This is a genomic window from Seinonella peptonophila (assembly GCF_900129355.1).
Taxonomy (GTDB): domain Bacteria; phylum Bacillota; class Bacilli; order Thermoactinomycetales; family Thermoactinomycetaceae; genus Seinonella; species Seinonella peptonophila.
In genome coordinates this window covers 478,366-505,070 of the sequence record NZ_FQVL01000001.1, presented here as the reverse complement: position 1 = coordinate 505,070, position 26,705 = coordinate 478,366, and the positions used below count along the sequence as shown (strand labels likewise).

At 39.1% G+C, this 26,705-nt stretch carries 25 protein-coding genes, 1 pseudogene and 1 other annotated feature; of the genes and pseudogenes, 21 read left to right on the top strand and 5 right to left on the bottom strand.

Annotated elements, in window-relative coordinates; translation table 11 throughout:
• Window positions 1–17 precede the first annotated feature (17 nt).
• The 5 genes from BUB71_RS02420 (at window position 18) to BUB71_RS02400 (ending at window position 5,599) form a co-directional block, all read left to right on the top strand.
• A complete protein-coding gene (locus BUB71_RS02420) occupies window positions 18–1,322 on the top strand; it encodes an NCS2 family permease (protein ID WP_073151384.1) in 1,305 nt (434 codons plus the stop codon).
• 15 nt (window positions 1,323–1,337) lie between these two features.
• Complete coding sequence (gene ade, locus BUB71_RS02415) at window positions 1,338–3,104, top strand: adenine deaminase (RefSeq protein ID WP_084730951.1); 1,767 nt, start codon at window positions 1,338–1,340, stop codon at window positions 3,102–3,104.
• 228 nt (window positions 3,105–3,332) lie between these two features.
• Window positions 3,333–4,466 carry a D-alanyl-D-alanine carboxypeptidase family protein gene (locus tag BUB71_RS02410; RefSeq protein WP_175552259.1) on the top strand — a complete coding sequence of 378 codons (1,134 nt, stop codon included), beginning with the start codon at window positions 3,333–3,335 and terminating at the stop codon, window positions 4,464–4,466.
• Window positions 4,463–5,059 (top strand): nucleoside recognition domain-containing protein, encoded by a 597-nt coding sequence (locus BUB71_RS02405; RefSeq protein ID WP_073151375.1) that lies wholly within the window; start codon window positions 4,463–4,465, stop codon window positions 5,057–5,059. The genes BUB71_RS02410 and BUB71_RS02405 overlap by 4 nt, the downstream gene beginning before the upstream one ends.
• Window positions 5,060–5,065: 6 nt before the next feature.
• Entirely contained in the window at window positions 5,066–5,599 is a 534-nt protein-coding gene (locus BUB71_RS02400; protein WP_073151372.1) for a spore maturation protein, read from the top strand.
• Window positions 5,600–5,658: 59 nt separating this feature from the next.
• Here BUB71_RS02400 and BUB71_RS02395 read toward each other — a convergent pair whose 3' ends face one another.
• Window positions 5,659–6,366 carry a hypothetical protein gene (locus tag BUB71_RS02395; RefSeq protein ID WP_073151369.1) on the bottom strand — a complete coding sequence of 236 codons (708 nt, stop codon included), beginning with the start codon at window positions 6,364–6,366 and terminating at the stop codon, window positions 5,659–5,661.
• 143 nt (window positions 6,367–6,509) lie between these two features.
• Between BUB71_RS02395 and BUB71_RS02390 the strand changes: the two genes are divergently transcribed.
• The 5 genes from BUB71_RS02390 (at window position 6,510) to BUB71_RS02370 (ending at window position 12,642) form a co-directional block, all read left to right on the top strand.
• A complete protein-coding gene (locus BUB71_RS02390; RefSeq protein WP_139278956.1) occupies window positions 6,510–7,253 on the top strand; it encodes a pseudouridine synthase in 744 nt (247 codons plus the stop codon).
• 61 nt (window positions 7,254–7,314) lie between these two features.
• On the top strand, window positions 7,315–8,874 hold the full coding sequence (locus BUB71_RS02385; RefSeq protein WP_073151366.1) for a cytochrome c biogenesis protein ResB: 1,560 nt from the start codon (window positions 7,315–7,317) through the stop codon (window positions 8,872–8,874).
• A 12-nt stretch (window positions 8,875–8,886) separates the two neighbouring features.
• On the top strand, window positions 8,887–10,089 hold the full coding sequence (ccsB, locus tag BUB71_RS02380; protein WP_073151364.1) for a c-type cytochrome biogenesis protein CcsB: 1,203 nt from the start codon (window positions 8,887–8,889) through the stop codon (window positions 10,087–10,089).
• Window positions 10,090–10,102: 13 nt separating this feature from the next.
• Window positions 10,103–10,819, top strand: coding sequence for a response regulator transcription factor (locus tag BUB71_RS02375; RefSeq protein WP_073151362.1), 717 nt, complete (start codon window positions 10,103–10,105; stop codon window positions 10,817–10,819).
• Window positions 10,816–12,642, top strand: a complete 1,827-nt coding sequence (locus BUB71_RS02370) for an ATP-binding protein (protein WP_073151359.1) — start codon at window positions 10,816–10,818, stop codon at window positions 12,640–12,642. The genes BUB71_RS02375 and BUB71_RS02370 overlap by 4 nt, the downstream gene beginning before the upstream one ends.
• A gap of 20 nt (window positions 12,643–12,662) precedes the next feature.
• Here the strand turns inward: BUB71_RS02370 and serA are convergent, their stop codons facing one another.
• The 3 genes from serA to BUB71_RS02355 all read right to left on the bottom strand — a co-directional run bounded on the left by serA (window position 12,663) and on the right by BUB71_RS02355 (window position 16,237).
• Window positions 12,663–14,243 (bottom strand): phosphoglycerate dehydrogenase, encoded by a 1,581-nt coding sequence (gene serA / locus BUB71_RS02365; protein ID WP_073151357.1) that lies wholly within the window; start codon window positions 14,241–14,243, stop codon window positions 12,663–12,665.
• Entirely contained in the window at window positions 14,236–15,390 is a 1,155-nt protein-coding gene (locus tag BUB71_RS02360) for a pyridoxal-phosphate-dependent aminotransferase family protein (protein WP_073151355.1), read from the bottom strand. The genes serA and BUB71_RS02360 overlap by 8 nt, the downstream gene beginning before the upstream one ends.
• Window positions 15,391–15,442: 52 nt before the next feature.
• Window positions 15,443–15,676 (bottom strand) — a binding site (T-box leader).
• A gap of 66 nt (window positions 15,677–15,742) precedes the next feature.
• The gene (locus BUB71_RS02355; RefSeq protein ID WP_073151352.1) at window positions 15,743–16,237 is read right to left on the bottom strand and encodes an inorganic diphosphatase; all 495 of its coding nucleotides are present in this window, start codon (window positions 16,235–16,237) and stop codon (window positions 15,743–15,745) included.
• A 132-nt stretch (window positions 16,238–16,369) separates the two neighbouring features.
• Between BUB71_RS02355 and BUB71_RS02350 the strand changes: the two genes are divergently transcribed.
• The gene (locus tag BUB71_RS02350; protein ID WP_175552258.1) at window positions 16,370–16,690 is read left to right on the top strand and encodes a rhodanese-like domain-containing protein; all 321 of its coding nucleotides are present in this window, start codon (window positions 16,370–16,372) and stop codon (window positions 16,688–16,690) included.
• A gap of 34 nt (window positions 16,691–16,724) precedes the next feature.
• On the opposite strand, the gene BUB71_RS02345 is transcribed toward BUB71_RS02350, so the two are convergent.
• Window positions 16,725–16,934, bottom strand: coding sequence for a ferredoxin (locus BUB71_RS02345; RefSeq protein ID WP_073152715.1), 210 nt, complete (start codon window positions 16,932–16,934; stop codon window positions 16,725–16,727).
• 424 nt (window positions 16,935–17,358) lie between these two features.
• On the opposite strand from BUB71_RS02345, the gene BUB71_RS02340 reads away from it, so the two are divergent.
• From BUB71_RS02340 to der, 10 genes and pseudogenes are all read left to right on the top strand, one after another.
• Window positions 17,359–17,949, top strand: a complete 591-nt coding sequence (locus tag BUB71_RS02340; protein WP_073151349.1) for a genetic competence negative regulator — start codon at window positions 17,359–17,361, stop codon at window positions 17,947–17,949.
• A gap of 288 nt (window positions 17,950–18,237) precedes the next feature.
• Entirely contained in the window at window positions 18,238–19,521 is a 1,284-nt protein-coding gene (locus tag BUB71_RS02335; RefSeq protein ID WP_073151345.1) for a Glu/Leu/Phe/Val family dehydrogenase, read from the top strand.
• 126 nt (window positions 19,522–19,647) lie between these two features.
• The gene (locus BUB71_RS02330) at window positions 19,648–19,812 is read left to right on the top strand and encodes a hypothetical protein (RefSeq protein ID WP_245815494.1); all 165 of its coding nucleotides are present in this window, start codon (window positions 19,648–19,650) and stop codon (window positions 19,810–19,812) included.
• Window positions 19,813–19,974: 162 nt separating this feature from the next.
• Window positions 19,975–20,337: pseudogene (locus tag BUB71_RS02325) on the top strand (cell wall hydrolase); the annotation flags it as partial.
• Between the two features lie 15 nt (window positions 20,338–20,352).
• Complete coding sequence (ypeB, locus tag BUB71_RS02320) at window positions 20,353–21,684, top strand: germination protein YpeB (RefSeq protein ID WP_073151336.1); 1,332 nt, start codon at window positions 20,353–20,355, stop codon at window positions 21,682–21,684.
• 438 nt (window positions 21,685–22,122) lie between these two features.
• A complete protein-coding gene (gene cmk, locus BUB71_RS02315; RefSeq protein ID WP_073151333.1) occupies window positions 22,123–22,791 on the top strand; it encodes a (d)CMP kinase in 669 nt (222 codons plus the stop codon).
• Between the two features lie 3 nt (window positions 22,792–22,794).
• Window positions 22,795–23,379: a lysophospholipid acyltransferase family protein gene (locus BUB71_RS02310; RefSeq protein WP_073151330.1), complete on the top strand. Its 585-nt coding sequence runs from the start codon at window positions 22,795–22,797 to the stop codon at window positions 23,377–23,379.
• A 75-nt stretch (window positions 23,380–23,454) separates the two neighbouring features.
• Window positions 23,455–24,624, top strand: a complete 1,170-nt coding sequence (rpsA, locus tag BUB71_RS02305; protein WP_073151327.1) for a 30S ribosomal protein S1 — start codon at window positions 23,455–23,457, stop codon at window positions 24,622–24,624.
• An 82-nt stretch (window positions 24,625–24,706) separates the two neighbouring features.
• Complete coding sequence (locus BUB71_RS02300; RefSeq protein ID WP_073151323.1) at window positions 24,707–25,315, top strand: hypothetical protein; 609 nt, start codon at window positions 24,707–24,709, stop codon at window positions 25,313–25,315.
• 42 nt (window positions 25,316–25,357) lie between these two features.
• Window positions 25,358–26,674, top strand: coding sequence for a ribosome biogenesis GTPase Der (gene der, locus BUB71_RS02295; protein WP_073151320.1), 1,317 nt, complete (start codon window positions 25,358–25,360; stop codon window positions 26,672–26,674).
• The last annotated feature ends 31 nt before the right edge of the window (window positions 26,675–26,705 follow it).

Below are 26,705 nucleotides of genomic sequence, written 5' to 3'. Positions count from 1 at the left end.
AGGAAGGAAGTGAATATGTGGCACAATTTTTAGAACGCATATTTAAATTACAGCATTATAAAACAACAATTCGTACAGAATTGCTTGCTGGATTTACTACATTTGTAACGATGGCATATATTATAATTATCCAACCGTCACTTATGAAAGCAGCAGGAATGCCTACAGGTGCAGTGACAGTTTCGACAATAATCGTATCTGGTATTTTTTCCATTATAATGGGTATTTATGCAAATCGCCCGTTTGCGGTTGCTCCAGGGATGGGTGGAAATGCATTTATGGCTTATTCGATTGTCGCAAGTGGTTTGGCTACATGGCAGACAGGACTTGGAATGGTTTTTATTTCAGGGGTTGTCTTTTTAATTTTAACTTTTCTAGGTATTCGTGAAATGATTACAAAAGTTATCCCTGTCAATCTTAAATATTCAATAGGTGCTGCCGTTGGGATTTTTATTGCCTCATTAGGATTTTCTAATGCTGGTATCGTTGTACCTAATAAAACAAGTGGACTTTTACAATTGGGGAGCCTTCATGACCCTAAAGTTTTACTTGCGTTAATTGGATTAGCAATTATCTTAGGATTAATGGCACGTAATGTAAATGGAGCTGTACTTTATGGCATATTGGTGATTACACTTATCAGTATTCCGTTTGGATTTAGCAAATTACCTACCCATATCCTCTCTTTACCACCGAATCCGGGGCCAATCATCTTTCAAGTTGACTGGGTTAACGCACTCAAATTAGCTTATATTCCGCTTATGTTTACTTTTTTTACGGGAGAGTTTTTTTCCACGATGGGTACTGTTCTTGGTGTAAGTGAAAAAGCAGGATTATTGGATCAACATGGTAATCTACCTGGGATCAAAAAGCCATTTATCGTAGATGGTCTGGCTACAGTAGGTGGTTCTGTAATGGGATTAACACCTGTTACAACATATGTGGAATCAGCAAGCGGGGTGGCTGCTGGGGGACGTACGGGGTTAACCGCTATTTTTACAGGCATTATCTTTTTTATTACTCTATTTTTAACTCCGATTTTGACAATGATTCCTACTGCAGCGACTGCACCTGCATTAGTTGCGATTGGTTTAAGCATGCTAACAGCTTTGAAAAATCTGGATTTCACTAGTTTCGAGGATGCCATTCCAGCATTACTAATGGTCATTATCACTGCGTTTACCGCAAACCTAGCTAATGGAATTGTTTTTGGGATTTTAGCATATGTGGTAATTCATGTGTTAATGGGCAAAATGAAGCAGGTACCACTTGGTCTTTATATTCTATGTATTCCATTGGTCTACTTTTTATGGCTCAAATAAAGGGGTTCTATCAAAATGAAAAATGAATTAATGGCTGCGGCTCGTGGAGATATACCGCTTGATTTTGTAATTGAAAATGTCCAGTTAGTAAATGTTTTTACTGGTGAAATCTATCCAGCATCTATCGGTATCAAAGATGGATGGTTTGTACATGTGTCTGAACAGGAAAAAATGGATTTCGATGCGGATCAGCGTTTGGATGCACAACAGATGTATGCCATTCCTGGCTTAATCGATACGCATTTACACATTGAAAGTAGTATGTTAACTCCAGCCCAATATGCGCAGACTGTTCTTCCACATGGAACGACAACGATTGTAACTGATCCGCACGAGATTGCGAATGTGTTAGGCGTAGAAGGTGTTCGCTATATGGTGGAGGCATGTAAAGATCTTGATTTACGAGTTTTAACTCTTGCACCTTCCTGCATTCCATCAGCTCCAAAAGTTGAAACGTCTGGGGCGGATTTTACTGCTGATGTGATTCGGGAGTTACTGAAATGGCCAGAGATTGATGGAGTTGCCGAAGTGATGAATTATCATGGGGTGATTCATGAGGATCAGAGAATGATGGGAATTTTAAAAGCGAATGAAGAGGTTGGAAAAATTGCGCAAGGGCATGCACCGAGAGTTTCAGGCAACGAGCTTTCTACTTATTTGATAGCAGGCCCTGACTCAGATCATGAGTGTCGTACAGGAGATGAGGCGCTAGAGAAAATTCGTTCAGGAATGACTGTGGAGATTCGGGAAAGTTCATTTTCGATGAACATGGCTGCGATCGCTGAGGCTATCAAAGAGCTAGGCTACTTACCTAATGTTACACTTTGTTCCGATGATGTGTTAGCTGTTCATTTAATGGAGCGAGGACATATGGATCATGTGGTAAGGCGGGCTATAGAAGAGGGAATTGAGCCGATCCATGCCATACGGTTTGCTACTTTAAATGCAGCAAATCGTTTACATAGGTATGATCTGGGGGCCATAGCTCCTAGGCGTCGAGCTGATTTGGTTTTATTAAAGGATATCCAACAAGTAGAAGTACAGGATGTCTTTGTAGAGGGGAAACATGTAGCGAGTCGCGGGATGTGCCTGGAACAGCAGTCGGAGTTAGCACCTCCTGATCACTTTTTACAAACGGTTCGCTTAAATAGATTTGATGAATCTCAATTTCATATGAAAGTAGAAGATGATGTGAAAGAGGTAAGTGTCCGAGTGATCGAATATGATGCAGCTCCGGGAATTCCAACTGATTTTTTAGAGACAACTTTACCTGTGCAAGATGGAGAAATTAATTTCAATGCCTACCAAGGAAAAAAGGCTCCTCTTTGTCAGATTAGTGTCTGGCATCGTCATGGGTTGAACCAAAATCATGCTGAAGGGTTGTTAGCAGGCTTTGGGATTATTGCAGGCGCCGTCGCAACGACTGTTGCGCATGACAGCCATCATTTAGCTGTACTAGGTGTAAATCCAAAAGATATGGCGATTGCAGCCAATCATTTGCGGGAGATGAATGGCGGGATGATCGGAGTGTGGAATGGTGAGGTGATTGCAAAGCTTGCTTTACCATTAGCTGGACTGATGAGTTTAGAGCCTGCTACTCGACTAGGATCTCAAATCAATCAATTTATAGAGAAATTAAATCAAACCATTATGCCAGGTTTTAATCCGATCCATCGTTTGATTGTCGCCACATTACCAGTCATTCCTCGTGCAAAGATCACCGATCTAGGTTTAGTTGATGTTGAGCGGCAGGAACTTGTTCCATTTGTAATTGAAGCATGATCAACTTTTGCTTTAAAAAAGAGTAGTAGATTCCAAGAAGGAATGCTAATTTTTTCTCTTTTTGTTATCTAGATATTATATCCTCCTAAATAAGTATACTTTTCACTAATCTAGGAGGAATTGCTATTTATTTATTGAATATTTAGTATATACTATCTTTCTTTTCATAACATCCGCTTGTTCGAATATATTGTACAAACTGTGAATGCGCGGATGAGGTGTCAGAAAATGAAGAAATGGATTATTGCATTGGTATGCTTTGTTATTTGTTTTGGGTCAGTTAAATATGTAAAGGCAGCCAAGCCTGAAGTAAGTGCAGAGACAGCTATTTTATATGATATGGATACAAAAAAAATATTATTTCAAAAACATGCAGATCAAAAAATGAAGATTGCTAGTATCACGAAAATCATGACTGCTATATTAGCAATTGAGCGTGGTAAGCTTGATCAGCCAATAACTATTAATGGGCGAGCAGTTGGCGTTGAAGGTTCTTCGATCTATCTAAAAGTAGGGCAAAAAATTCCACTTCGTGCATTGTTATATGGTCTCATGCTACGTTCAGGCAATGATGCTGCAGTAGCGATTGCTGAAGCGATTGGTGGTTCAGTTGATGGATTTGTTTATTTAATGAATCAAAAAGCTGAACAATTGGGAATGTCTAATAGTCATTTCGCTAATCCACATGGTCTTGACTCGGAAAATCATTATTCATCAGCTTATGATATGGCGATTCTGACAACCTATGCTATGAAGCATCCAGTTTTTCAAGAAATCGTGAAATCGAAAGTGGCGAAGTTTGATTGGCCTGGGCAAGATTGGCAACAGGTATTCAGAAATAAAAATAAATTCTTAACCCTATACCCTGCTTCTGATGGTGTAAAAACTGGCTTTACAAAGAAAGCAGGACGAACTTTAGTAACAACAGCTAAAAAAGGAAAACATCATCTAGTTTGTGTTACATTACGAGCTTCTGATGATTGGAATGATCACCGAAATTTATATGAATATGGCTTTCAAAAGCTTTCTACTCAAGCAATTCCCCAAGGTGAAAAAATCTTAAATACATCTATCTTTAATCGAAATAAACAGCAATTGCAAATTATCACTCAGCAGCCATTTGCCTATCCCATTGATGATCAAGAGAAACGGCAGCTTAGAATTCAACCTATGATCGCATATCCGCTGCAAACCGTACACAATTCGAATGAAGTAGTCGGTCATCTACGTGTTTTTTTACATGGTCAATATTTAGGTGCCGTTCCGCTTATCAGTAGTTGGAGTGATCCACCTAGCTTTGTTTATCGCTGGAAAGAGGTGTTTTTAACATTTTTGGTGCCAGGTAGAGGGGGATTCAAGTGATTCATTATATCTGGTTTTTTATGATTGTAAGTGGTGTAGTGGCAGCGATTATTCAAGGCGATGTCGAGTTAGTGACGAAAGCTGTATTAAATGGCGCTAAAGATGCTGTAGCTGTTTGTATTGGCTTAATTAGTGTGCTTGTTTTTTGGTTAGGTATTATGAGAATCGCCCAAGATGCCGGGTTATTAAAAAAATTGGCCCATTTGTTAGGCCCATTTGCTCGATTCCTATTTCCTAGTGTTCCTGCGGATCATCCAGCAATGGGGTATCTACTTTCCAATATGAGCGCAAATTTATTTGGATTAGGAAATGCCGCGACACCACTTGGTTTAAAAGCGATGGAAGAATTACAAAAGTTAAATCCTGATCCCAAAACGGCCACACCCGCAATGTGTACACTACTCGCGATTAATACTTCTGGACTAACCTTAATTCCCACAACGATTATTGCAATTCGAATGAAGCATGGTTCAATCAATCCTACTGATGTGATAGGTCCAACGCTATTAGCAACGATCTGTGCCACTTCTTTTGCGATTATCGTTGATCGGTATTTTCGAAATCGGGAAACGAAAAAGAGACAGAGGAGGTAGTCACCTATGTTTGAAGCCATGTCACTCATCTCAAAGTTTATGATTCCTGCTTTACTGGTGGCTATTCCGCTATATGGTCTCTTTCGTAAAGTTCCACTCTATAATAGTTTTGTTGATGGTGCCAAAGATGGGTTTCCCACAGCTATTCAGTTAATCCCTCATCTAGTTGCGATGATGGTTGCAGTAGCGGTTTTTCGAGATACAGGAGCACTAGAGTTTTATCTACAATTTTTGACACCACTGATCAATTGGTTACACATCCCAAGCGAAGTTGTTCCTGTAGGAATTCTACGCTCGATTTCGGGGACAGGTTCACTTGCCTTTGTTGAAAGTATTATGAAAACATATGGCCCCGACTCTTACCTTGGAAAGTTAGCTTCTACAATTCAAGGTAGTTCAGATACAACGTTATATGTGATAACAGTTTATTTTGGGGCAGTTGGAATTCGAAACTCTCTCTATGCGATTAAGGTTGGCTTTTTGGCAGACTTAGCTGGGTTTGTATTTTCCATCCTATTCTGCTCATTAATTTTTCAATAGACTTATTTCATGCATAAAGCACTTCTGAAAATTTTATTCAGAAGTGCTTTTATATGTGTTTAATTTAGTTTCCATGTATCATTGCGCATAACTTCAAGTTTTTGTGCAGCTTCGATACTCATATATTTTGCAGTGCTTTTTACAGAATTGATCTGAAATGTTGGTGAAACAGTAATATCTACTTTCAACTCTTTTCCTACAGTTCGGCCTGCTGGTAATATTAAAAATTTCTGGATTGTTTCCGGCTGATTGGTCTCATAGTGAAGCTGAAACTCTTTTCCTTGTGGTTTCATTGTAATTTGTGATTTCCATTGTGGTAATTGTGCGAGTAATAGGCTAGGTACACGGATTGGTTGTTTTTCAAGATAATTATTTGTTATATAAGTAATTAATTCTCTGGATTTTTTTGGCTTGTTATCTTCGTAGACGCTTTCTCCATCAACACGGTAATTTTTTTGAAACTTCATTTCTTTCTTATATGTAGGGGATTGTAGATGTTCTAAAATGGATAAACTGAATGACTGCTCATTTTTATAACCAAATGTGTATTGATTGTTGGTTGTAGCTTTCTTTTGATTTGTTAGCTGGGATTCGGTGGTTTGCTGATATTTAAGCTTATATGTACCCTGTTTCTGTAATTCTTGTATCGTTTGTTGGAGCACTTGTTCTTTGCTCGGTGGATTTTTCTGGGCTTGGTGTTCTTGACAGCCACTCAAGAAAAAAGCACATAATAATAAAAACAATGGGAAATATTTCAACTTTTGCATAATAAAAACCTCACAATTCTATTCTTTATCACTCCATTATAGCTTAGGTTATAAAAATCGTGTCAAAAAATAACGTATCTTGAGTCAGGAAATAAGAAGCTGTACAATCAAGGTCAGCTTTGTAAAGGGGAAGGAGAATTGTATTGGAATTGGAACGGTTACAGAAAGTGATGGCACAAGCTGGAATCGCTTCACGTCGACAGTGTGAACGTCTAATTTTAGAAGGATTAGTAAGGGTAAATGGACAAATCGTTAAGAAACTTGGAACGAAAGTGCACCCTCTAGTAGATGAGATTTTCGTAGCAGAGAAACGATTACAAGTGGAAATAAAGAAAGTCTTTTTATTTCATAAGCCAATTGGTGTCATTACAAGCATGTCAGACCCACAAGGACGAAAAACAGTGGCTGATTTTTTTCATCATGTGTCTGAACGTGTCTATCCAGTGGGTAGACTTGATTACAATACATCTGGTTTGTTATTAATTACAAATGACGGGGAATTAGCGAATCGACTTACCCACCCACGATATAAAATTGAAAAACATTATGTGGCAGAAGTGAAGGGCATTCCTTCACAAAAAGCGATCATACAGTTGCGACAAGGCGTAAAACTTCACGATGGATGGACTCAGCCAGCAAAAGTGGAGCGGATCAAAGCGACAGAGAGTATCTGTACATTACGGATTGTAATTCGTGAAGGACGAAATCGTCAAGTAAGAAGGATGTGTGAGGCAATCGGACATCCAGTCATTCGTTTAAAACGTGATCAAATTGGTTTTCTTACCTTAAAGGGATTAAAGCAAGGCACATATCGTCAATGCAAAGAAGAAGAACGTATAAAACTATATCAGATGGTGAATTTCATACAATCTTCAAATCGCATGTAAAAAGAGAAGGATATAATAGGGGGCGAATATAACTTCTCAAGGTGAGATCGGAGTTATCGGGATGATTGAAAATACGAAATGTCAGTGTGGGCATAATAATCCACTTGGTACTATCTTGTGTGAGTATTGCGGACGACCATTGCAGCAAGACAATGCAGAACAAAGTTCTATTGATAAAGAAATGCGCTATGAAGGAAAAGCACGATGGTCACAAAAAGCAGGAAAAAAATCAATAATCGACCATATTTGGAGCTTCTTTTCATCTGTGAAAATTGCGATCTATCTTATTTTGATTACATTAGTTGTTGCAGGAATTGGCACGATTTTTCCCCAAGAGGATTTCATCAATTCGACGACTCCTGAAGTTTATTATCAGGAACAGTATGGAAAACTTGGTGAATGGTTTTATCGTTTAGGATTATCCGATATGTATGATTCTTGGTGGTTTTTTGCCTTATTATCGATGATTGGGATTTCATTAGTGATCTGTAGTTTAGACCGGATTATTCCGCTTTATAAGGCATTAAAAAATCAAAAAGTGATGAAAGATATTCAGTTTATTGAAAGGCAAAGAGTAACACATCAGCAGGAGATTGATCCAACTCAGAAGGAGCAATTGTTATCAGATTTGGTTGCTGCGATGAAAAGAAAAAATTTCCATGTAAAACGCGAGAAAGATGCACTACTTGCTGAAAAAGGAAGATTTAGTCGTTGGGGACCCTATATCAATCATGTAGGACTCATCATATTTTTATTAACTGCACTTCTTCGTTGGGTTCCTGGATGGGCGATTGAGGATTTTGTTTGGGTTCGAGAAGGAGAAATGCAAAAAATCCCCACTAGCAATTACTATGTTAAGAATGAGCGTTCATTCGCTGAAATGTATCTAAATCAAAACGTTGTAAAAAAATACCAAACAGATGCCGTAATCTATGCACCAGATCAAAATGGTAATTTACATCCTGTACATCGTCAATCTATTCTTGTCAACCACCCATTAAAGTATAAGGACTATCAGCTTTTTCAATCAAGTTTAATTCCCGAATTAGGCGGTATTCGTTTAAAGGTAATGGACCGAAAAACAGGTCAAGAAAAAGGGGCATTTTTGGTTAAACTGACACAGTTAGCAGTTAATCAACAATATCGGGTGGGTGATTTAAGAGTACGCTTACTTGAATATTATCCCGATTTTGCTCTGGATGAAAATCAGCAACCCATTACAAAATCACAGGAGCCAAATCGACCTGCTTTGATATTTGAAGTGTTAGAACCAGGTCAGCAATCTGGGGAAAAGATCTGGGTGATTTCAGGTGAAAATCTAGATCAAATTACAAAAGATAATCGTTTTGCAATAGATCTTGCAGGCTTGGTCATGGTTAATAAGAGCGGTTTAATGGTGAGAACGGATAAGAGCTTACCATTTCTTTTCGTGGGAGGTCTCATTTGTCTCATTGGTTTAGCGATGGGCTTTTATTGGCAACATCGTCGCATTTGGATACGGGTCAAAGAGAACAAACTTTATCTAGGGGCTCATACCAATAAAAACTGGTATAGCTTACAACGAGAAATTCAACAAGTTGCAAAAGGCTGTCCTCTCGATATACAGTTGGTGAGAGATTAGGAGGAGAACGCAGTGGAAAAGATAATGGAAAGCTTTTTGTTAGGCACATTTTTATTATATCTATTTTCATCCATATCATTTATGATGGGCTTAACTGGGAAAAATACGGATGCAGAGGTTGCGAATAAAAAGGCGAACCGATGGGGAAAAATCGCAATTTGGTTGGCGATTATCGGTGTTGTATTTCAGGCAGTATTTATTATTATGAGAGTTATCATAAGTGGTCATTTCCCTACCAGTAATATGTTCGAGTTTGTAGCATTTTTATGCTTTGCTTCTGTTTTAGCCTATATTGTGATTTACTTTATGTATCGAACATTAATTCTTGGAGCATTTGTGATGCCAATCGCAGTTATACTGCTAGGATATGCATCTGCTTTTCCCAAGGATATACAGCCTTTAATTCCAGCGCTGCAAAGCTATTGGCTAGGAATTCATGTAACATTAGCTGCTTTGGGACAAGGATTGTTTACTGTTGCTTTTGTTGCAGGTTTAATTTATCTGCTCCATCGTGTTGGTGGGGAAGAAAAAGGTCGGCAACCATTTTATCTTGAAATGGTTTTGGTCATATTACTTATGTTTGTAGGTTTTAGTATGGTTAGTTTTATCGCTCAAGCGGTTGGTTATCAGACCACATTTACCCACATGATCGATGGAAATCAAGTAGAACAAGTATATAAATTGCCTCCTTTAATTGGGCCCTATAAAGGTCAAGTATCGAATTCATCGAGTGGTTGGAAAGAACCGCTGTTTAATGTTCCATCATGGATTGAAGGAGAGAAAGCAGCTAGTAAGTTGAATACGACCATCTGGGCGATTTTCAGTGGGCTTCTTCTTTATTTGATCATACGCCTCATTATACGTAAGAGACTTAGTTTACTCTTGCATCGAGTTGTAAAAAACTTAAACCATGAATTATTAGATGAGCTAAGTTATCGTGCGATTGCGATTGGTTTTCCGATCTTTACCTTGGGAGCGTTAATTTTTGCGATGATTTGGGCTCATGAGGCTTGGGGGCGTTTTTGGAACTGGGACCCGAAGGAGACTTGGGCCCTGATTACATGGTTGTTTTATAGTGCGTACTTACATCTACGTCTTTCAAAAGGATGGTTAGGCATACGGTCCGCTTGGTTGGCTGTAGGAGGATTTGTTGTCATTATGATCAATCTGATTGTCATTAATTTTGTGATTGCTGGTTTGCATTCTTATGCGTAAAAGGGTGATATAGATGGAAAAACAATTTCATATTTTAGTTGTTGATGATGAGGAAAGAATTCGCCGTCTGTTAAGAATGTATCTTGAACGTGAAGGATACCGTATTGACGAGGCAGCTGATGGTGAATCAGCGTTAGAAAAAGCATCAGAAATCAACTATGATCTCATATTATTAGATCTCATGCTACCCGGAATGGATGGACTCGATGTTTGTAATGAAATTCGAAGAAAAAAGGCTACGCCGATCATTATTCTGACTGCACGAGGTGAAGAAGGAAATCGTGTAGAAGGATTTGAAGCGGGTACTGATGATTTTGTTGTCAAGCCATTTAGCCCCCGTGAATTGGTTCATCGAGTAAAAGCCGTCTTGAGACGAACGTCGGCCACTGCTTACTTATCGACAGAGACAGAGACGCATAATGTAATTGTTTTTCCTGAGCTTATGATTGATCATGATGCACATGAAGTGAAAGCAGGTGGAAAAACAGTCTCACTCACACCGAAAGAATATGAATTGCTCTATTATCTTGCTCGTACTCCAGATAAGGTATTTACAAGAGAAACATTGTTGCGGGATGTATGGAACTATGAATTTTTTGGGGATTTGCGAACGGTTGATACCCATGTAAAACGATTGCGAGAAAAATTAAATCGCACTTCACCTGAGGCAGCAGCAATGATCACCACTGTATGGGGTGTGGGTTACAAACTTGAGGTTCCAAAAGAGTGATTATCCGAAGCATTGTCGGAAAGCTGTGGCTGACGATTATCGTTTTAGTTGCGCTTGTCCTCTCTTTTTTTAGTTTATTTTTAAATATGCAGGTTGATAAAAGTTATACATTAGATCATGAAAAGAGCTTAAAACAACTCGCTACTGAAATGCGTACTACACTAGAGCATACCTCTCCAAAGGAGCAAGCTGATTATATTAAAACAATGTTTCAAGTCTCGGAATTGTTTCATACATATGTGTTGATTTTAAACCGTCAAGGTAAGATAGAGACATCTGCTGCACCTTCTAATCATATGAATGTAGCATTACAGAAAGCTTTGATGGATCAAGATCAGTTAAAGCAAATCTTTCGAGGTGAAACAGTTGTTCTGAATAAAAAAATATTGTTAAAAAATTTAAATCAGCTTGAGCCATCTTGGTTAGCTCATAATGATGTTTTAATGGTTGCAACCCCTTACTATCATGGTAAGCAATTAGTAGGTGCAATTGTACTTTATCAAGCACAAGATCAGTTGAGTGAAAATGATATCAAATGGTGGATCTTTTATTCAGCCAGTATTGGCATTATCTTAACAACAGTTTTTGCCTTTTTTCTTTCGTCCCGTATAACACAGCCCTTAATCCAACTAAAACAAGCAGCCGAGCAAATGGCAAAAGGAAAATTTTCAGTTCGTTTACCGGTTCGAATCCATGAGCGAGATGAGATCGTCGATGTTTCGATTGCTTTTAATCGCATGGCAGGTCACTTAGAAGATTCTATTCAGATGCTATCGCATGAAAAAGAGAAGATTTCCAGTGTATTGCAGAGTATGTCTGATGGCGTAATTTCGCTTGATGCTGAGGGAAAAGTGATTTTAACCAATCCTCCTGCTGAAAGATTACTTGAATTATTTAATCAAACTCAGCGAAAAGAGGATCAGCGATATCTACCTCAACCACTAGATGATCTGTATCAGCAGGTAGTAGCGGGTAGTACACAACAACGAGGAGATATGGAAATTCAAGGTAATATTTTCTCTGTTGTGATGTCACCACTCTACGAGCGGGAGCAAGTGAGGGGAGTAGTGGCAGTGATTCGTGATGTCACAGAAGCTCGTCGTTTGAATAAGCTGCGAAAGGACTTTGTTACCAACGTATCACATGAATTACGGACACCTTTAGCCATGCTACAAGGGTATAGTGAGGCTTTAAAGGATGATGTAGCAGAGACCCCTGAGGAGCGGCGCGAGATAGCCTTGGTGATCAATGAAGAATCGGAGCGAATGGGCAGACTCGTAAGTGAATTGCTCGATTTGGCAAGTATGGAGGCGGGTCACATTTCAATTGATCTTCAGCTCGTTGATATTCGAGAACTATTTGTAAGGATGACCCGAAAATTCCAGTCATTGGCTAAAGAACAAGGGATTATACTTGAACAACGGCTGCCTGAAGTGATTCCAGAAGTTCGATGGGATGAAGATAAAATTGAACAAGTTTTAACCAATCTGTTAGGCAACGCAATTCGGCATACACCTAAGGATGGACATGTAAACCTTTCGTTACTTTATGAAATAGGACAAAACAATGTTCAATTGAATGTAAGTGATACAGGAGTAGGGATTCCAGTAGAAGATATTCCATTTATTTTCGAACGATTTTATAAAGCAGATAAAGCACGAACACGAAATGAATCGGGCGGTACAGGTTTAGGATTATCAATCGCTAAGCATTTGGTAACTGCACATGGCGGTGATATTCATGTTAGCAGTCAACTGGGCAAGGGTACTTCATTTTCTGTTATTTTACCTTTAGAAGCAAAACAACAAAACAGCTCCTCATGAAGAGGAGCTGTTTTATTTATCTATAGGACAATATCTGTAATTGATTGGATAAAGGAGATTTTTTCTAATGCCTGTAAATGTTCCTGTGTAGCTGGCTTATCAATACTGAGCATCATAATAGCTTGTCCACCTATTGTTTGTCGTCCTACCTGCATCGTTCCTACGTTGACGTTATGATCACCTAAAGCAGTACCAACTTTTCCAATCACACCTGGCTGATCTTGATGTTTGATCAAGAGCATATGACCTTCTGGTACTACATCAATGGGGTATTCATTAATTTTAACAATTCTAGCTCCTAAGCCATTTAGTAAAGTTCCGGCTGCACTTTGTTTTGATTCATTTGTTTCGATTTGCACTTGTAAATAGTTCGTAAAACCATAGCTTTTGGATTGTTTTTGTTCGATAATTTGTATCCCACGACGTTTAGCAAAATCAGGTGCATTGATATAATTTACATCACTCAAATGATGCGAGAGTGCTCCTTTGAGTACCATACGAGTAAGTGGAGCAACATCAAGATCAGCCAAATCACCAGCATAAGTAATTTTTATCTGTGTAGGAGCACCTTTTTGGGTCTGTGCTACAAATAATCCTAGTTTTTCCGCAAGTGATTGATATGGCTGTAATGTTTGTTGAAGCTCCGCTGGAATAGGAGGAAGATTAACAGCATTTTTAAAAGGTTCATTTCTTAAAATGTGTAAAACCTCTTCAGAGACATCAATTGCTACATTTTCTTGAGCCTCTACTGTTGAAGCACCCAGATGAGGTGTTGCAATTACTTGTGGCAAAGTGAGCAAAGGGTGATTCTTTGGTGGCTCCTCTTCAAAAACATCAAGTGCAGCTCCTGCAACAATACCTTCATTAATCGCTTCATACAGTGCCTCTTCATCAATGATCCCACCACGGGCACAATTCATAATTCGTACACCAGGCTTCATCTGTTGGAAAATATCACGATTGATTAAGTGTCTTGTCGCTTTTGTTAACGGTGTATGAACAGTAATATAATCTCCAACTGCAATTGCCTCTTCAAAAGTTGCTTTTTGTACACCAAGCTCAACAGCACGTTGGTCTGTTAGATAAGGGTCAAAGGCAACAACATCCATCCGAAAAGATTTAGCACGTTTTGCTAACTCTGAGCCGATTCTACCTAATCCGATGATGCTTAGGGTTTTTCTGTTTAATTCTACTCCTACGTATTCTTTTCGCTTCCATTCACCTTGAAGAAGAGAATGATACGCTTGAGGGATATTACGAGAAAGTGAAATTAACATTGCAAATGTATGTTCAGCTGTAGAAATGGTGTTACCATCTGGTGCATTGACAACAATAATCCCTTTTTCGGTGGCAGCAGATATATCGATATTATCAACACCTACTCCAGCACGTGCGATCACTTTCAGGTTGACTGCTTTGGCAATTACTTCTGCTGTTACTTTTGTTTGACTCCGCACCAATAGCGCATCGGCCGATTCGATCTCTAATAATAACTCATCTGGAGAAAGATTTGTTTTACGAATCACTTCCACATCTGGTGCTTGCAATAACTTTTCAATTCCATGATCGCTTAGTGGATCTGTGATGAGAACTTTATGCATGAATCCAAACCTCCTGTGCAGCTTGAACACCCTGTCCCAAAGACACGGGGCGACCGATTTTATGCAATGAGACTTCTAATGAAGAAAGAATGGTGCAAATATCGAGCGGATCACAATAGCCCATGTGGCCAATTCGGAAAATTTTCCCCTTTAGATGTTGTTGACCGCCAGCTACAATTACCCCAATGGCAGATAATTCTTTACGTAATGCTTCAGAACTCCATTCATCTCCACCACCGAGGATTGAAGTAACAGTGGGTGACGCGTCTTCATCGCTTGTCATTAACTCTAAACCCAATGCACGAATCCCTGCTCGAGTCATCTCTTTTAACAGTTGATGCCGGCGAATGACAGCTTCCATTCCTTCTTCAGCTAATAAATGGAGCACTTCTTGTAATCCAAATAGAAGCGAAACAGCAGGTGTAAAGGGAGTTGTTTCTTGCTCCATCTTTTCACGATATGAAAGCAAATCAAGGTAAAAGCGAGGTGATGGATTGTTGGCAATTCGTTTCCAGGCTTGCTCACTAACTGCGACCATAGCTAAACCTGGTGGTAACATAAATGCTTTTTGTGAACCTGTGACTAGAATATCAATTCCCCAATCATCCATTTGACATGGAACAGCTCCAATACAGCTAACGCCATCAACGATAACAAGAGCGTCAGAATGTTCATGTACAGTCTGTGCAAGTGTATGAATGGGGTTGAGTACGCCGGTGGACGTTTCACAGTACGTAAAAAAGACTGCTTTGACAGTAGGGTGCTGTCGTAATGCTTGGATTAACTGTTCAGGGTCGCAAGCTTTTCCCCATTCAACTTCGAGACGATGACAAGTCATTTGATAACGATCAACAATTTTGGCAAAACGTTCACCAAATACTCCTGTTGTAACGACTAACGCTTCATCTCCTGGAGACAGTACATTAATCACCGCAGCTTCAAGTGCAGAAGTGCCACTGCTGGAAAGAATAAGTGATGTTTGGTTGGTGCCGAAGATGTGACCTAGATCTTCACTACATTGACGTATGATAGCGGAGCATTCTTTGCTACGATGCCCAATCATAGGTCGACTCATTGCTTGTTGTACACTTGGTGGGATTGGTGTAGGTCCCGGAATTCTCAATTGAAACTTATCTTGAAAAACCATAAATAATTACCCTCCTTAATCGAAAGCACGTAAAAAGAGCTTCTCCCCCTATAGTAGGGACGAGAAGCTCGTGGTGCCACCCTAATTCACAACCATACTCTCTTTGGTTGCCTCAGTGATCCTTATTGGGATCAAGTTGTAACGGTACATAACCGGACTTGTCTACTCACTTGTCTTTCAACAAGTCACTCCGGAGTGCTCCATATCAATTGAACTACCGAATTGCAGCAACCTCCGGCTCTCTGAGAGTTCATTGATTGATATTTGGCTCCATCTTTGATTTTGATTGTGTAATTTTGAGTCCTACTCTAGCATGGAAGAATGAGCGTGTCAAATCCAGAAATTGGGTAGTTTATTGGTTTTGTTGATAACGATCGACACACTCATGATAGAGCTTACGAGCGGCTTCTGCATCTTTCCAGCCTTCAATAACAGTCTCTTTATTTTCAAGGTCTTTGTAAACTTTAAAGAAATGTTCGATTTCTTTTAATAGATGAGGTGCTACATCATCTAAATTATGAACCTCATTATATCGAGGATCGTCTACAGGTACAGCGAGTACTTTTTCATCCTGTCCTTTGTCATCGGACATGACCAATACACCAATTACCCGACTGGAAATCACACAGCCTGGGAAAGTAGGGAAGCTGGTCAAAACGAGGATATCAAGTGGATCATCGTCCTCAGCTAGTGTTTGCTTTAAATAACCATATTCAGTAGGATAATGCATAGGTGAATAAAGGACACGATCTAGTCTAAAGGCACCCGCTTCTTTGTCAAATTCATATTTATTTTGGCTTCCAGTGGGAATTTCGATAAACGCATCAACAATTAGTTCCTTTGACATGTAATGCCTCCTTGCAATATGTATCAAGATGCTAGAAAGATTCCATTTGACATCTCTATGTCATTGTATGTGGTTTTGCACATAGTTTCAATCAAAAAGTTTACAATGAAAGGAAAAAGAGAGGTGAGTATAGTGGACCAACAGAAGATCAAAAGAATAGCAGCAGAAGAGTTTGCGAACAAATATCAGCAGCAAAGTGAGGATGGAGAAATCTATTTAGATGTTCGTGAATTAAGTGAGTGGCAGGAAGAGCATTTGGAGGGCTTTGTACATATACCCATGCAACAGATTCCGGGGAGTTTGGATGAGCTGAAGAAAGAAAAAAATATCTATGTTATGTGTGCGCATGGCATGAGAAGTGCGAGCGTAACGGAATATTTACAAGCACAAGGTTATGAAAATGTGATCAATATTGAGGGTGGTATCGTAGCTATCCAAAAACATTTGAAATAAAAAATCGGCTGCACCATAAGGGGCAGCCATGTTATTATTCTTCAACTTTAATTGAGTCTGTAGGGCAGCCCTCTTGAGCATCACGTACGTCATCATGAAACTCTTCTGGAACATCGGCTGTAGCAGTATTATCGTCAAGAATTACATAGGCAATGCCATCTTCATCATAGTCGTAAACATCAGGTGCTGTTGCCCCACAAGCACCACATGCAATGCAAGTATCTTTATCAACCCAAGTGCGCATAATTGGTTCTGTTACCAAAAACACCGAAACCCATCTATAAAATAAAAATTGTTAATTATCCACGTTCCCATGTTTTCGTGTAACAGGATTCACCTCCTACATAGAATACCCCTATTTCATGTTCACTTCCAAAAATCATTTTAGAACGATTTACCGTTAATTGCAAGACAGAAAGAGATAGTAAGCAGTGAATGCTTAAAAATTGAAAAAAGCAATGGAACTTTGGTTTGATATAATATGCAGTTTATGATAAAAGTTGCATAGAAACATAAACACCAGCTCTAATGGAGGACTTCTTGTAGCAATCTTGTTAAATTGTGTATCATTGTGATAGACTGAATAGAGAGGTAAAGATCTCGTAACGAAATTCATTTCATCCACATATTATATGTCTATGGATGTCTCCAACAAGGGAGGGTAAGCCATGCGTGTCGAGCGTCTAGGGGGAGATAAAATACGCTTCTTTTTAACCTTAGACGATCTGATTGATCGCGGGATTGAGAAGGAAGAAATGTGGCGTGATATCCCTAAAGTACATGAACTTTTTAATGATATGATGGAACATGCATATCAAGAGCTGGGGTTTGAGGTAGCTGGTCCAGTTGCCGTGGAAGTATTTGCTTTACCAGCACAAGGAATGGTAGTAGTAGTAACTCGAGGTCGTTCCATAGAACATGAACAGGGTGATTTTGATCATTCAGACATTTATGAATTAGAAGTGACTATGGAAGAGACAGACGAGATCATTTTTAGATTTTCTGAGTTTGAAGATTTAATTCAAGCAGCAATACGTATTCAATCCCAAGTGGAGCGCGGAGGTAAAGTTTTTGCTTACCAAGATGACTATTATCTCATCTTTGATAGCGATCTAGAGACCGATCATCTAGAGACCGTTGTGGCGATCTTATCCGAGTTCGGTGAAACTTCTACTGTGACAGCTGCTGTATTGCAGGAATATGGGAAAGAAGTATTTGCGAATGATGCAGTCAACCAATTGGTAACGTATTTTGGTTAAGATAGATATATAGCACTTCCAATTCAGGGAAGTGCTGTTTTTTTGATTTTTTTAGCGAATTAAGAGATTGATTCAACTGATAGATTGTAGTAAAGTGACCTTGGATGTGCAAGCGGAGTTTGAGTATTGTAATTTTTATAATGAGATGCTTGTAAATTCGACGATCTACTCAGGCTAGGAACTATCCTTCGTGGAGAGTCTAAGAAGGATCGACTCAATGATACGTAAAGCTCGCCGTTTATGACGAGAGGTTCATATCGAATAAGTTTTCACGTAGAGGTGGTTAGGATGGAACAGCCGTCAGTTACAACCAGTCAACCGAATGAAGAAATAGAAAATCTAGATGTCTTAGTTTCAACGCAAACAGTAATCAAAAAAGCACTCGATAAATTAGGCTATCCCGAACAAGTCTATGAACTCCTCAAGGAGCCGCTCAGAGTCCTTACAGTTCGGATTCCAGTAAGGATGGATGATGGGTCGGTTAAAGTATTTACTGGATATCGTGCACAACATAATGATGCAGTTGGTCCAACGAAGGGCGGTGTACGATTTCATCCGGAAGTTACTGAGTCAGAAGTGAAAGCGCTGTCAATCTGGATGAGTTTAAAAGCAGGGATTGTTGATTTGCCTTATGGTGGTGGAAAAGGCGGGATTATCTGTGATCCTCGAACCATGTCTTTCCGGGAATTAGAACGTCTCTCACGGGGTTACGTACGTGCGATTAGCCAACTAGTCGGTCCTGCAAAAGATATCCCTGCACCTGATGTATTTACCAATTCACAGATCATGGCTTGGATGTTAGATGAGTATAGTCGAATTCGCGAATTTGATTCTCCTGGCTTTATCACAGGTAAACCTTTAGTGTTGGGTGGTTCTCGTGGACGGGAAACAGCAACAGCCAAAGGTGTGACATTGATGATCCGTGAGGCTGCTAGCAAAAAAGGATTAGCGATTAAAGGTGCACGGGTCATTATACAGGGTTTTGGTAATGCAGGAAGTTATCTCGCTAAATTTATGCATGATGCAGGAGCAAAAGTTATTGCGATTTCAGACGCATATGGTGCCTTACATGATCCAAACGGATTAGATATTGATTACTTGTTGGATCGCCGTGACTCACATGGGACAGTGACAAAATTATTTAAAGAAACTATTTCAAATCGTGAAATGTTAGAGTTGGATTGCGATATATTGGTTCCTGCAGCAGTTGAAAATCAAATTACAGCAAAAAATGCTCCTCATATTAAAGCAAACATTGTTGTAGAAGCAGCTAATGGACCAACAACATTAGAAGCAACCCGAATTTTAGTTGATAGAGGAATTTTGCTCGTGCCAGATGTATTAGCAAGTGCAGGTGGAGTAACCGTATCTTACTTTGAATGGGTTCAAAATAATCAAGGATATTATTGGTCTGAAGAAGAAGTGGAAAGAAAACTTGAAGAAATTATGGTGAAATCGTTCGATAATGTATACAATACCGCAGAATCTCGTCGAGTCGATATGCGTTTAGCTGCATATATGATCGGTGTACGTAAAACGGCTGAAGCTTCTCGATTCCGCGGATGGGTTTAGTAATTGAACAATTTGAAGATATATATTACTCATTGAAGCCTCCATTTTTTGGGGGTCTTTTTTATGGTCGCATAGTGGAATAGAAAAAGGGCATCCTGAAAATAAATGAAGATTCGGAGGGAAACAATGAACGAAAAGAATTCTTATATTGTACGGATTAGCTGTCGAAAATGTGGTGAACATTTCCAATTAAAAGGTCGGATGAGGAAAGGGAAAATTGAGACAGGCTTTAAACGGTGCCTTTGTGATAATGACCATGATTTTGAAATTCGCAATGAACTTATTACATAATTCATTCAGCCCTCGCCAACACTAGAAAAAATATTGTTAGATTGGGGGTTGAAGGATTTGACTCGATTCAGAAGATGGTTTTTGCTCGTTGGGGGAATCTGTACGGTACTTCTATTTGGAGGAACACAAGAGGGTGAAGCAGCGCAAGCAGGTAAAAGTTCTGGAGGATTCTCAGCAAATGATATCAAGTTGATGTCCAATGCCGTATACGGAGAAGCAAGAGGTGAGCCTTATGTAGGGCAAGTTGCTGTAGCAGCCGTTATTTTAAATCGATTAGAAAGCGAAAAATTTCCAAACTCTATTTCTAGTGTTATTTTCCAGCCAGGCGCATTTACGGCAGTTGCAGATGGCCAAATTTGGTTAACTCCAAATGCAACGGCCAAAAGGGCTGTATTAGATGCAATCAAGGGTTGGGACCCTAGCACTGGATGTTTGTACTACTTTAATCCACAAACGGCTACATCAAAATGGATTTGGTCACGACCACAGGTAAAGAAAATAGGAAAACATATTTTCTGTCGATGAAGAGAGGTGAAGGATATGTATAGAAGATTGGCTGCTATTCTATTCCCAATTACCGCGATTGCATTCATTGCGGTAGGTGTATGGGGATATCAAGAAAATCAAGAGAAAAATTCTATTTTGATTAAAGCAGAAAACCAATATCAAAGAGCTTTTCATGATTTAAACAATCATGTTGATAAGATGCAAGGTGAAATGGGTAAAGCGCTGGCAGTTAACTCAAGTAAGCAGATGGGCGAATCTATGAATAATGTTTGGCGTTTAGCTTATTCGGCGCAAGAAGATATTGGTCAATTGCCACTTACATTGATGCCATTTGATAAGGCTGAAGAATTTGTAGCAAATATTGGTCGTTTTGCTCATCAGATGAGTACTAGAAATCTTGAAAAACAGCCTCTTGATTCAGCAGAAAGAAAACGTCTTCAAGCACTTTATCAACATTCAGAGCAGATTCGCAATGGATTAGGTTCTTTGCAGAATCAAGTACTGAATAAGAATTTGCGTTGGATGGATGTAGAGTCAGCTTTGTCTACAGAAAACAAAAAAATGGATAACACCATTGTCGATGGCTTTAAAAAAGTAAATAAAACAGTTGAGCAATACCGTGAGGTAGATTGGGGACCAACTGTTAATAATCTTCATGTTCAAATGAGAGAAAAATATCATAAATTAAAAGGTCCTAAAGTAAGCTCAGCAGAAATTAAGAAACGAACCGCTAAATTATTAGGGTTAAAATCGACCCGTGACATTCGAGTCACGTTAAACAAAAAGGGAGATTATCAAACCTATAGTAGTTACTGGCATAAAGGTAAACATGAAGTAAATGCAGATTGGACAGTGGTGGGCGGTCATTTAGTCTGGATGATGAAAGAACGTCCCTATGCGAAAAATCGTTTGAGTAATCAACAAGCATCACTAAAAGCGTTGCAATTTGCTCGTAATCATGGATATGGAAAGATGCGGATTATTTCTCATGACCGATCAGGACATGCTATTTCTTTACAAATGGTTCATCAAATTGATCAAGTTCTAGTTTACCCAGAGGCAATTTCCATCAAAATCGCGCTTGATAATGGTGAAGTAATTGGAGTTCAAGCAGATGAGTTTGTATTTAATCGACAGTCATCTATTCCAACAAAACCTGCTGTTTCCGAACAAGAGGCTCGCAAGAAAGTAAGTCGTCATGTAAAAGTGGATCGGAGTAACTTGGCTTATATCTACAATGAAGCAGGTCAAGGAGTACTCTGTTATGAGTTTTTAGGGCGTATGCAAGGAAAACAGTATCGGGTTTTTATAAACGCTAAAACGCTTGATGAAGAAATGATTGAACGAATTGAAAAAGCAGTTTAAATCTTTTGAGGGAGAATTTCGCACAATCAAGGGCGGTTCTTCCTCTCTTACTTATTTGACTTTTTTTAGAAAGAAGGTTTACAAACACGCGCTCATTTGGTAGCATTTAGATACTTAGTCTAACCAAGATTAAAAGAGACGGGTTAGGGCAGCGATAGATCTTCATCCGTGAGACGTCAGGGATGCTAGGGTGATTCCATCAAACCGGAATTACCTAACAACTCCCTGCTTGCTTGTGTGAAAGTATACAAAGATGCAAGGACATAAAAGCTCTATTCAAACAAAGGCATACATAAGCTTGCATTTTTATCAATCGGTCGAGATTTTTCGATAAGGATTGACTTTGAACGAGTGGAATCGAATGAAGTTCATCCGCCATCGAGCAGGCACGGCCTGCTCGATTGTTTTTCGCTATCACTGGAGGGGACTTATCGATTTATGAAATATTACTCTGTTGCGATTGACGGGCCAGCTGGCTCTGGAAAAAGTACAGTGGCACGTCGTGTAGCTGAACATCTTGGTTTTACCTATGTTGATTCAGGAGCAATGTATCGTGCTGTTGCTTGGCAAGCATTAAACCAGTCAGCAGACTTTCATAATGATACTGAAATTGAACAGATTGCAAAAGAGCTACATTTTCAGTTAGACAAAAATGGTTGGCTTATCAATGGTGAACGAATTGATTCTTTATTACGATCTCCCCAGGTTTCCCAATATGCATCAAATGTAGCGAAAACTATAGGGGTGCGGAAAATTCTCGTTGCTAAACAACAGGAAATTGCATCAAAAAATCATGTTGTGATGGATGGACGAGATATTGGAAACCATGTTTTGCCGCATGCCGATGTGAAAATTTATCTCACAGCATCTGTAGAGGAGCGAGCGAAACGAAGACTGAATGAACAGCAAAAGCGAGGTTATGATGGTGATCTTCAGCTTATCATGAAGGAGATTGAAAGAAGAGATGAGCAAGATCAAACGCGCGAAATCTCCCCACTTCGACAAGCTTCAGATGCAGTACGTATTGATACTACTTCGCGAAGTGTCCAGCAAATTGTAGATGAGATTGTTACGATTTGTTGCACAAAAATGGGCGGTGAAGAGTAAGCTATGTTATATGCCCCATTAAGGACCTTGTGCCAAATTTTCCTAAAAATATTATTTCGCTATGAAATACAAGGCTTGGAACATATACCAAATGAAGGTGGCGTGATGATTTGTTCCAATCATATTAGCAATCTAGATCCCCCTATGGTGGGTAGTGCTTGTCCAAGACCGATTCATTTTTTGGCAAAAGCGGAATTGTTTAAAAATCGTTTTTGGAACTGGTTTTTTCGCAATATCCGGGCAATCCCTATTAAGAGGGGGGGAGCTGATACAAGAGCATTACGAGAAGCAATGGAAACTTTGCGTAGTGGAAAAGTCTTTGGGATTTTTCCAGAGGGACGCCGTTCTCAAAGTGGAGAAATTGAACAAGGGCATCGTGGTGCTGCTGTTATCGCTCTTAAAACAAAGTCAGTTATTATTCCAACTGCAGTGATAGGCTCCTATCGACCATTTCGTAAAGTTCGAGTCGTATTTGGTGAACCGATCTTAACAGCGGTCAATGCGCCAAAAAAAGTATCGTCTGAGCAGATTGAACAATTAACCCAGCAAATAATGGATCGTATTCATTCGCTGGTCAACAATGGGTAATTCGATCATTATCAAGCGATAACGATCTTATAATTATAAATCGTTGTTAAGTTTAGGACGAGGAGGTTTTTTTGTATGTCAGAAGAAATGAAGTCTGGATTATCAGAGGTTCCAACAGTGCAAGAAGGAGAAGTGGTTACAGGGAAAGTGATTAAAGTTGATACTTATCAAGCATTTATTGATATTGGTTATAAGTATGATGCAATTATGCCAATTTCAGAAGTATCAAGTTTGCATATTGATAAGATATCCGATGTCTTATCAGAAGGTGATGAGGTCCAGGTTCGAGTACTTCGATTACAAGATGACGAAGAGAAATGTATTGTTTCCAAAAAAGCTGTCGATGCTGAAAAAGCTTGGCAGGAACTTCAGGAAAAATATGAATCTGGTGAAACATTGACTACAACTGTTGTTGATATTGTAAAAGGTGGTCTTGTCGTAGATGTAGGAGTTCGTGGCTTTATACCTGCTTCATTAGTGGAATTAAACTATGTAGAGGACTTCTCCGACTACAAAGGTCGTGAACTCTCTTTAAAGGTAATTGAAATTGATCCAGAGAAGAATAAATTGATTCTTTCGCGAAAAGCTGTTCTTGAAAAAGAAGCTGAGTTGCGTAAAGATGAAACACTCCGTTCTCTTGAGGAAGGGCAAGTATTAGAAGGAACCGTACAACGATTAACTGATTTTGGTGCTTTTGTTGATATTGGTGGCGTTGATGGTTTAGTTCATGTTTCCGAATTGGCTTGGGATCGTGTGGAACATCCACGAGATCTTTTAACTGAGGGAGATAAAGTTACAGTTAAAGTCCTTAATGTAGATGTTGAAACGGAACGAATTAGTTTGAGCATTAAAGAAACAACTCAAGGTCCTTGGGAACAAGTAAGCAAAGAGATTCAAGTTGGTGATGTAATCACTGGGACTGTAAAACGTTTGGTTTCTTTTGGAGCTTTTGTGGAAGTTTTTCCAGGAGTTGAGGGGTTAGTTCATATTTCACAAATTTCTCACCGACATATCGCGACTCCTCAAGAGGCACTTAAAGAAGGACAAGAGGTAAAAGTCAAGGTACTAGACATTATTTTGGATCAAAAGAGAATTAGTCTGAGTATCAAAGAAGTAGAAGGAGCAGCACCAGCTCGTGAAGAGAAGAAAAAACCAAGTAAAGAAAATGAAAATCAATCGAATGCTTCTTCTGGTTTAAATGTTACTTTGGGTGATGTTTATCCAGAATTGCGTAACCTAAAGTAAATTTTTTGCAAAATGCTCTGGAGAATCCAGAGCATTTTTTTAGTTATTAGGCTAATAATAACAAAAACAGAGGAGGATTCCCTTGGGTATATATCTACTTCTCTTTAGTATTTTAATTTTATTTGGTTGGTTTCGTAAATCATTATCCGAGCTTTCGCACGCTCAGACAACAAGTATTCCTCTATTTATACTTTTGCTTCTTATATCCTTACTTTTACCTCCATTTCCAAGTGATGCAACAGTTCAAGTTACAGTAGGGGTAATGCTTTTCTTAACAGCTATCCTCTTATTAATCCGTTATGTAACAAGGGAACAACAACAGCTTCTTTTTACCTATTCCTTATCAACAGTTATGGGATTATTTATGTTACAAACATTTCTTTTTTTGCCTGGTGATTGGGATAATCTAGAATTTAAATTGTTAGAGAGTTTGACTGTGTTATCCATAGCGCAACTTACTTTACCGTCGCTATTATTGCGGATTACTTATATCGCTAGTACACTATTCGTCTTTTCACTTACTATGATAGTTGTCTATCATGAACGAATAAGCCCGTTAATAATAGGAGATAACGATTTGCTTGTACATATGGTTTTTCTCTGTTATGTTTCGCTCTTTTTTCATTCCATTCAACTATGGTGGAATGAAAGGAGTTCATCAAGAGTTGATAAGCGCCAGAGAAATCGATAAGATGAAAAGGATGTTCGGAAAAACAAAAAGTGAGGAAGTAATATGAGTCTACCTGTAGTAGCTATTGTCGGACGACCGAATGTTGGAAAATCAACAATATTTAATCGTTTAGCAGGTCAACGTATTGCCATTATTGAAGATCAACCTGGAATTACACGTGACCGTATTTATTCACGTAGTGAATGGAATGGACGTGAATTTCATTTGATTGATACTGGTGGTTTAGAGTTCGGGAAGCAAGATGAGATTTTGACACATATAAAAAATCAAGTTGAACTTGCTTTAGAAGAAGCCGATGTGATTCTTTTTATGGTTGACGGTCGCGATGGAGTAACAGCTTCTGATCAAGAAGTTGCAAAAATGCTATATCGAACCAATAAGCCAGTAATGGTTGGTGTAAATAAACTTGATCATCCAAAACAATTGGATCTAAGCTATGACTTCTATCAATTAGGTTTTACAGAAATTTTTGCGCTATCTTCTTTACATGGTACTGGAACGGGTGATTTGCTAGATGCAATTGTGGAACGATTCCCTCCTGAGACAGAAGAGGAATTGGATGAGGATACGATTCGTGTTTCCTTGATTGGCAGACCGAATGTGGGTAAATCATCATTGCTTAATGCGATGCTTGGAGAAGAGAGAGTAATTGTGAGCCCTGTTGCAGGTACGACACGGGATGCTGTTGATACCCATTTTGAACAAGATGGTCAAAAGTTTACGCTAATTGATACAGCTGGTGTACGTAAGAAGGGTAAAGTGTATGAATCAATTGAGAAATATAGTGTTTTACGAGCTTTGAAAGCGATTGAAAGATCAGATGTTTGTTTAATTGTTATAGACGGGGAAAGAGGCATTGCAGAACAGGATAAAAGAATTGCAGGATATGCTCATGAGGCTGGATGCGCTTCTATCTTTGTAGTAAATAAATGGGATTTGGTAACGAAAGATGATCAGACTATGAATCAATTTAGTAAGTTGGTTCGAGGTCATTTTTCATTTATGGATTATGCCCCGATTCTTTATGTTTCTGCAAAAACCAAACAACGTCTTACGAAAATTTTACCGGCCGTAATGGATGTTGCCGAACGGCATGCATTGCGTATATCAACTTCTGTCATAAACCAAGTGATTCAAGATGCGGTCATGGTAACGCCGCCTCCGTCGCATCGTGGTAAACGGTTAAGAATCCAATACGCAACACAAGTTGCCGTCAAACCGCCTACATTTGTTCTCTTTGTGAACAATCCAGAATTGGCGCATTTTAGCTATGTACGTTATTTAGATAACAAGCTGCGACAAACATTTGGCTTTGAAGGTACACCGATTCGTTTACATTTACGTAATAAACGATCATGAAACTGGAATTTAGAGAGGGAGAGGGGAGAAC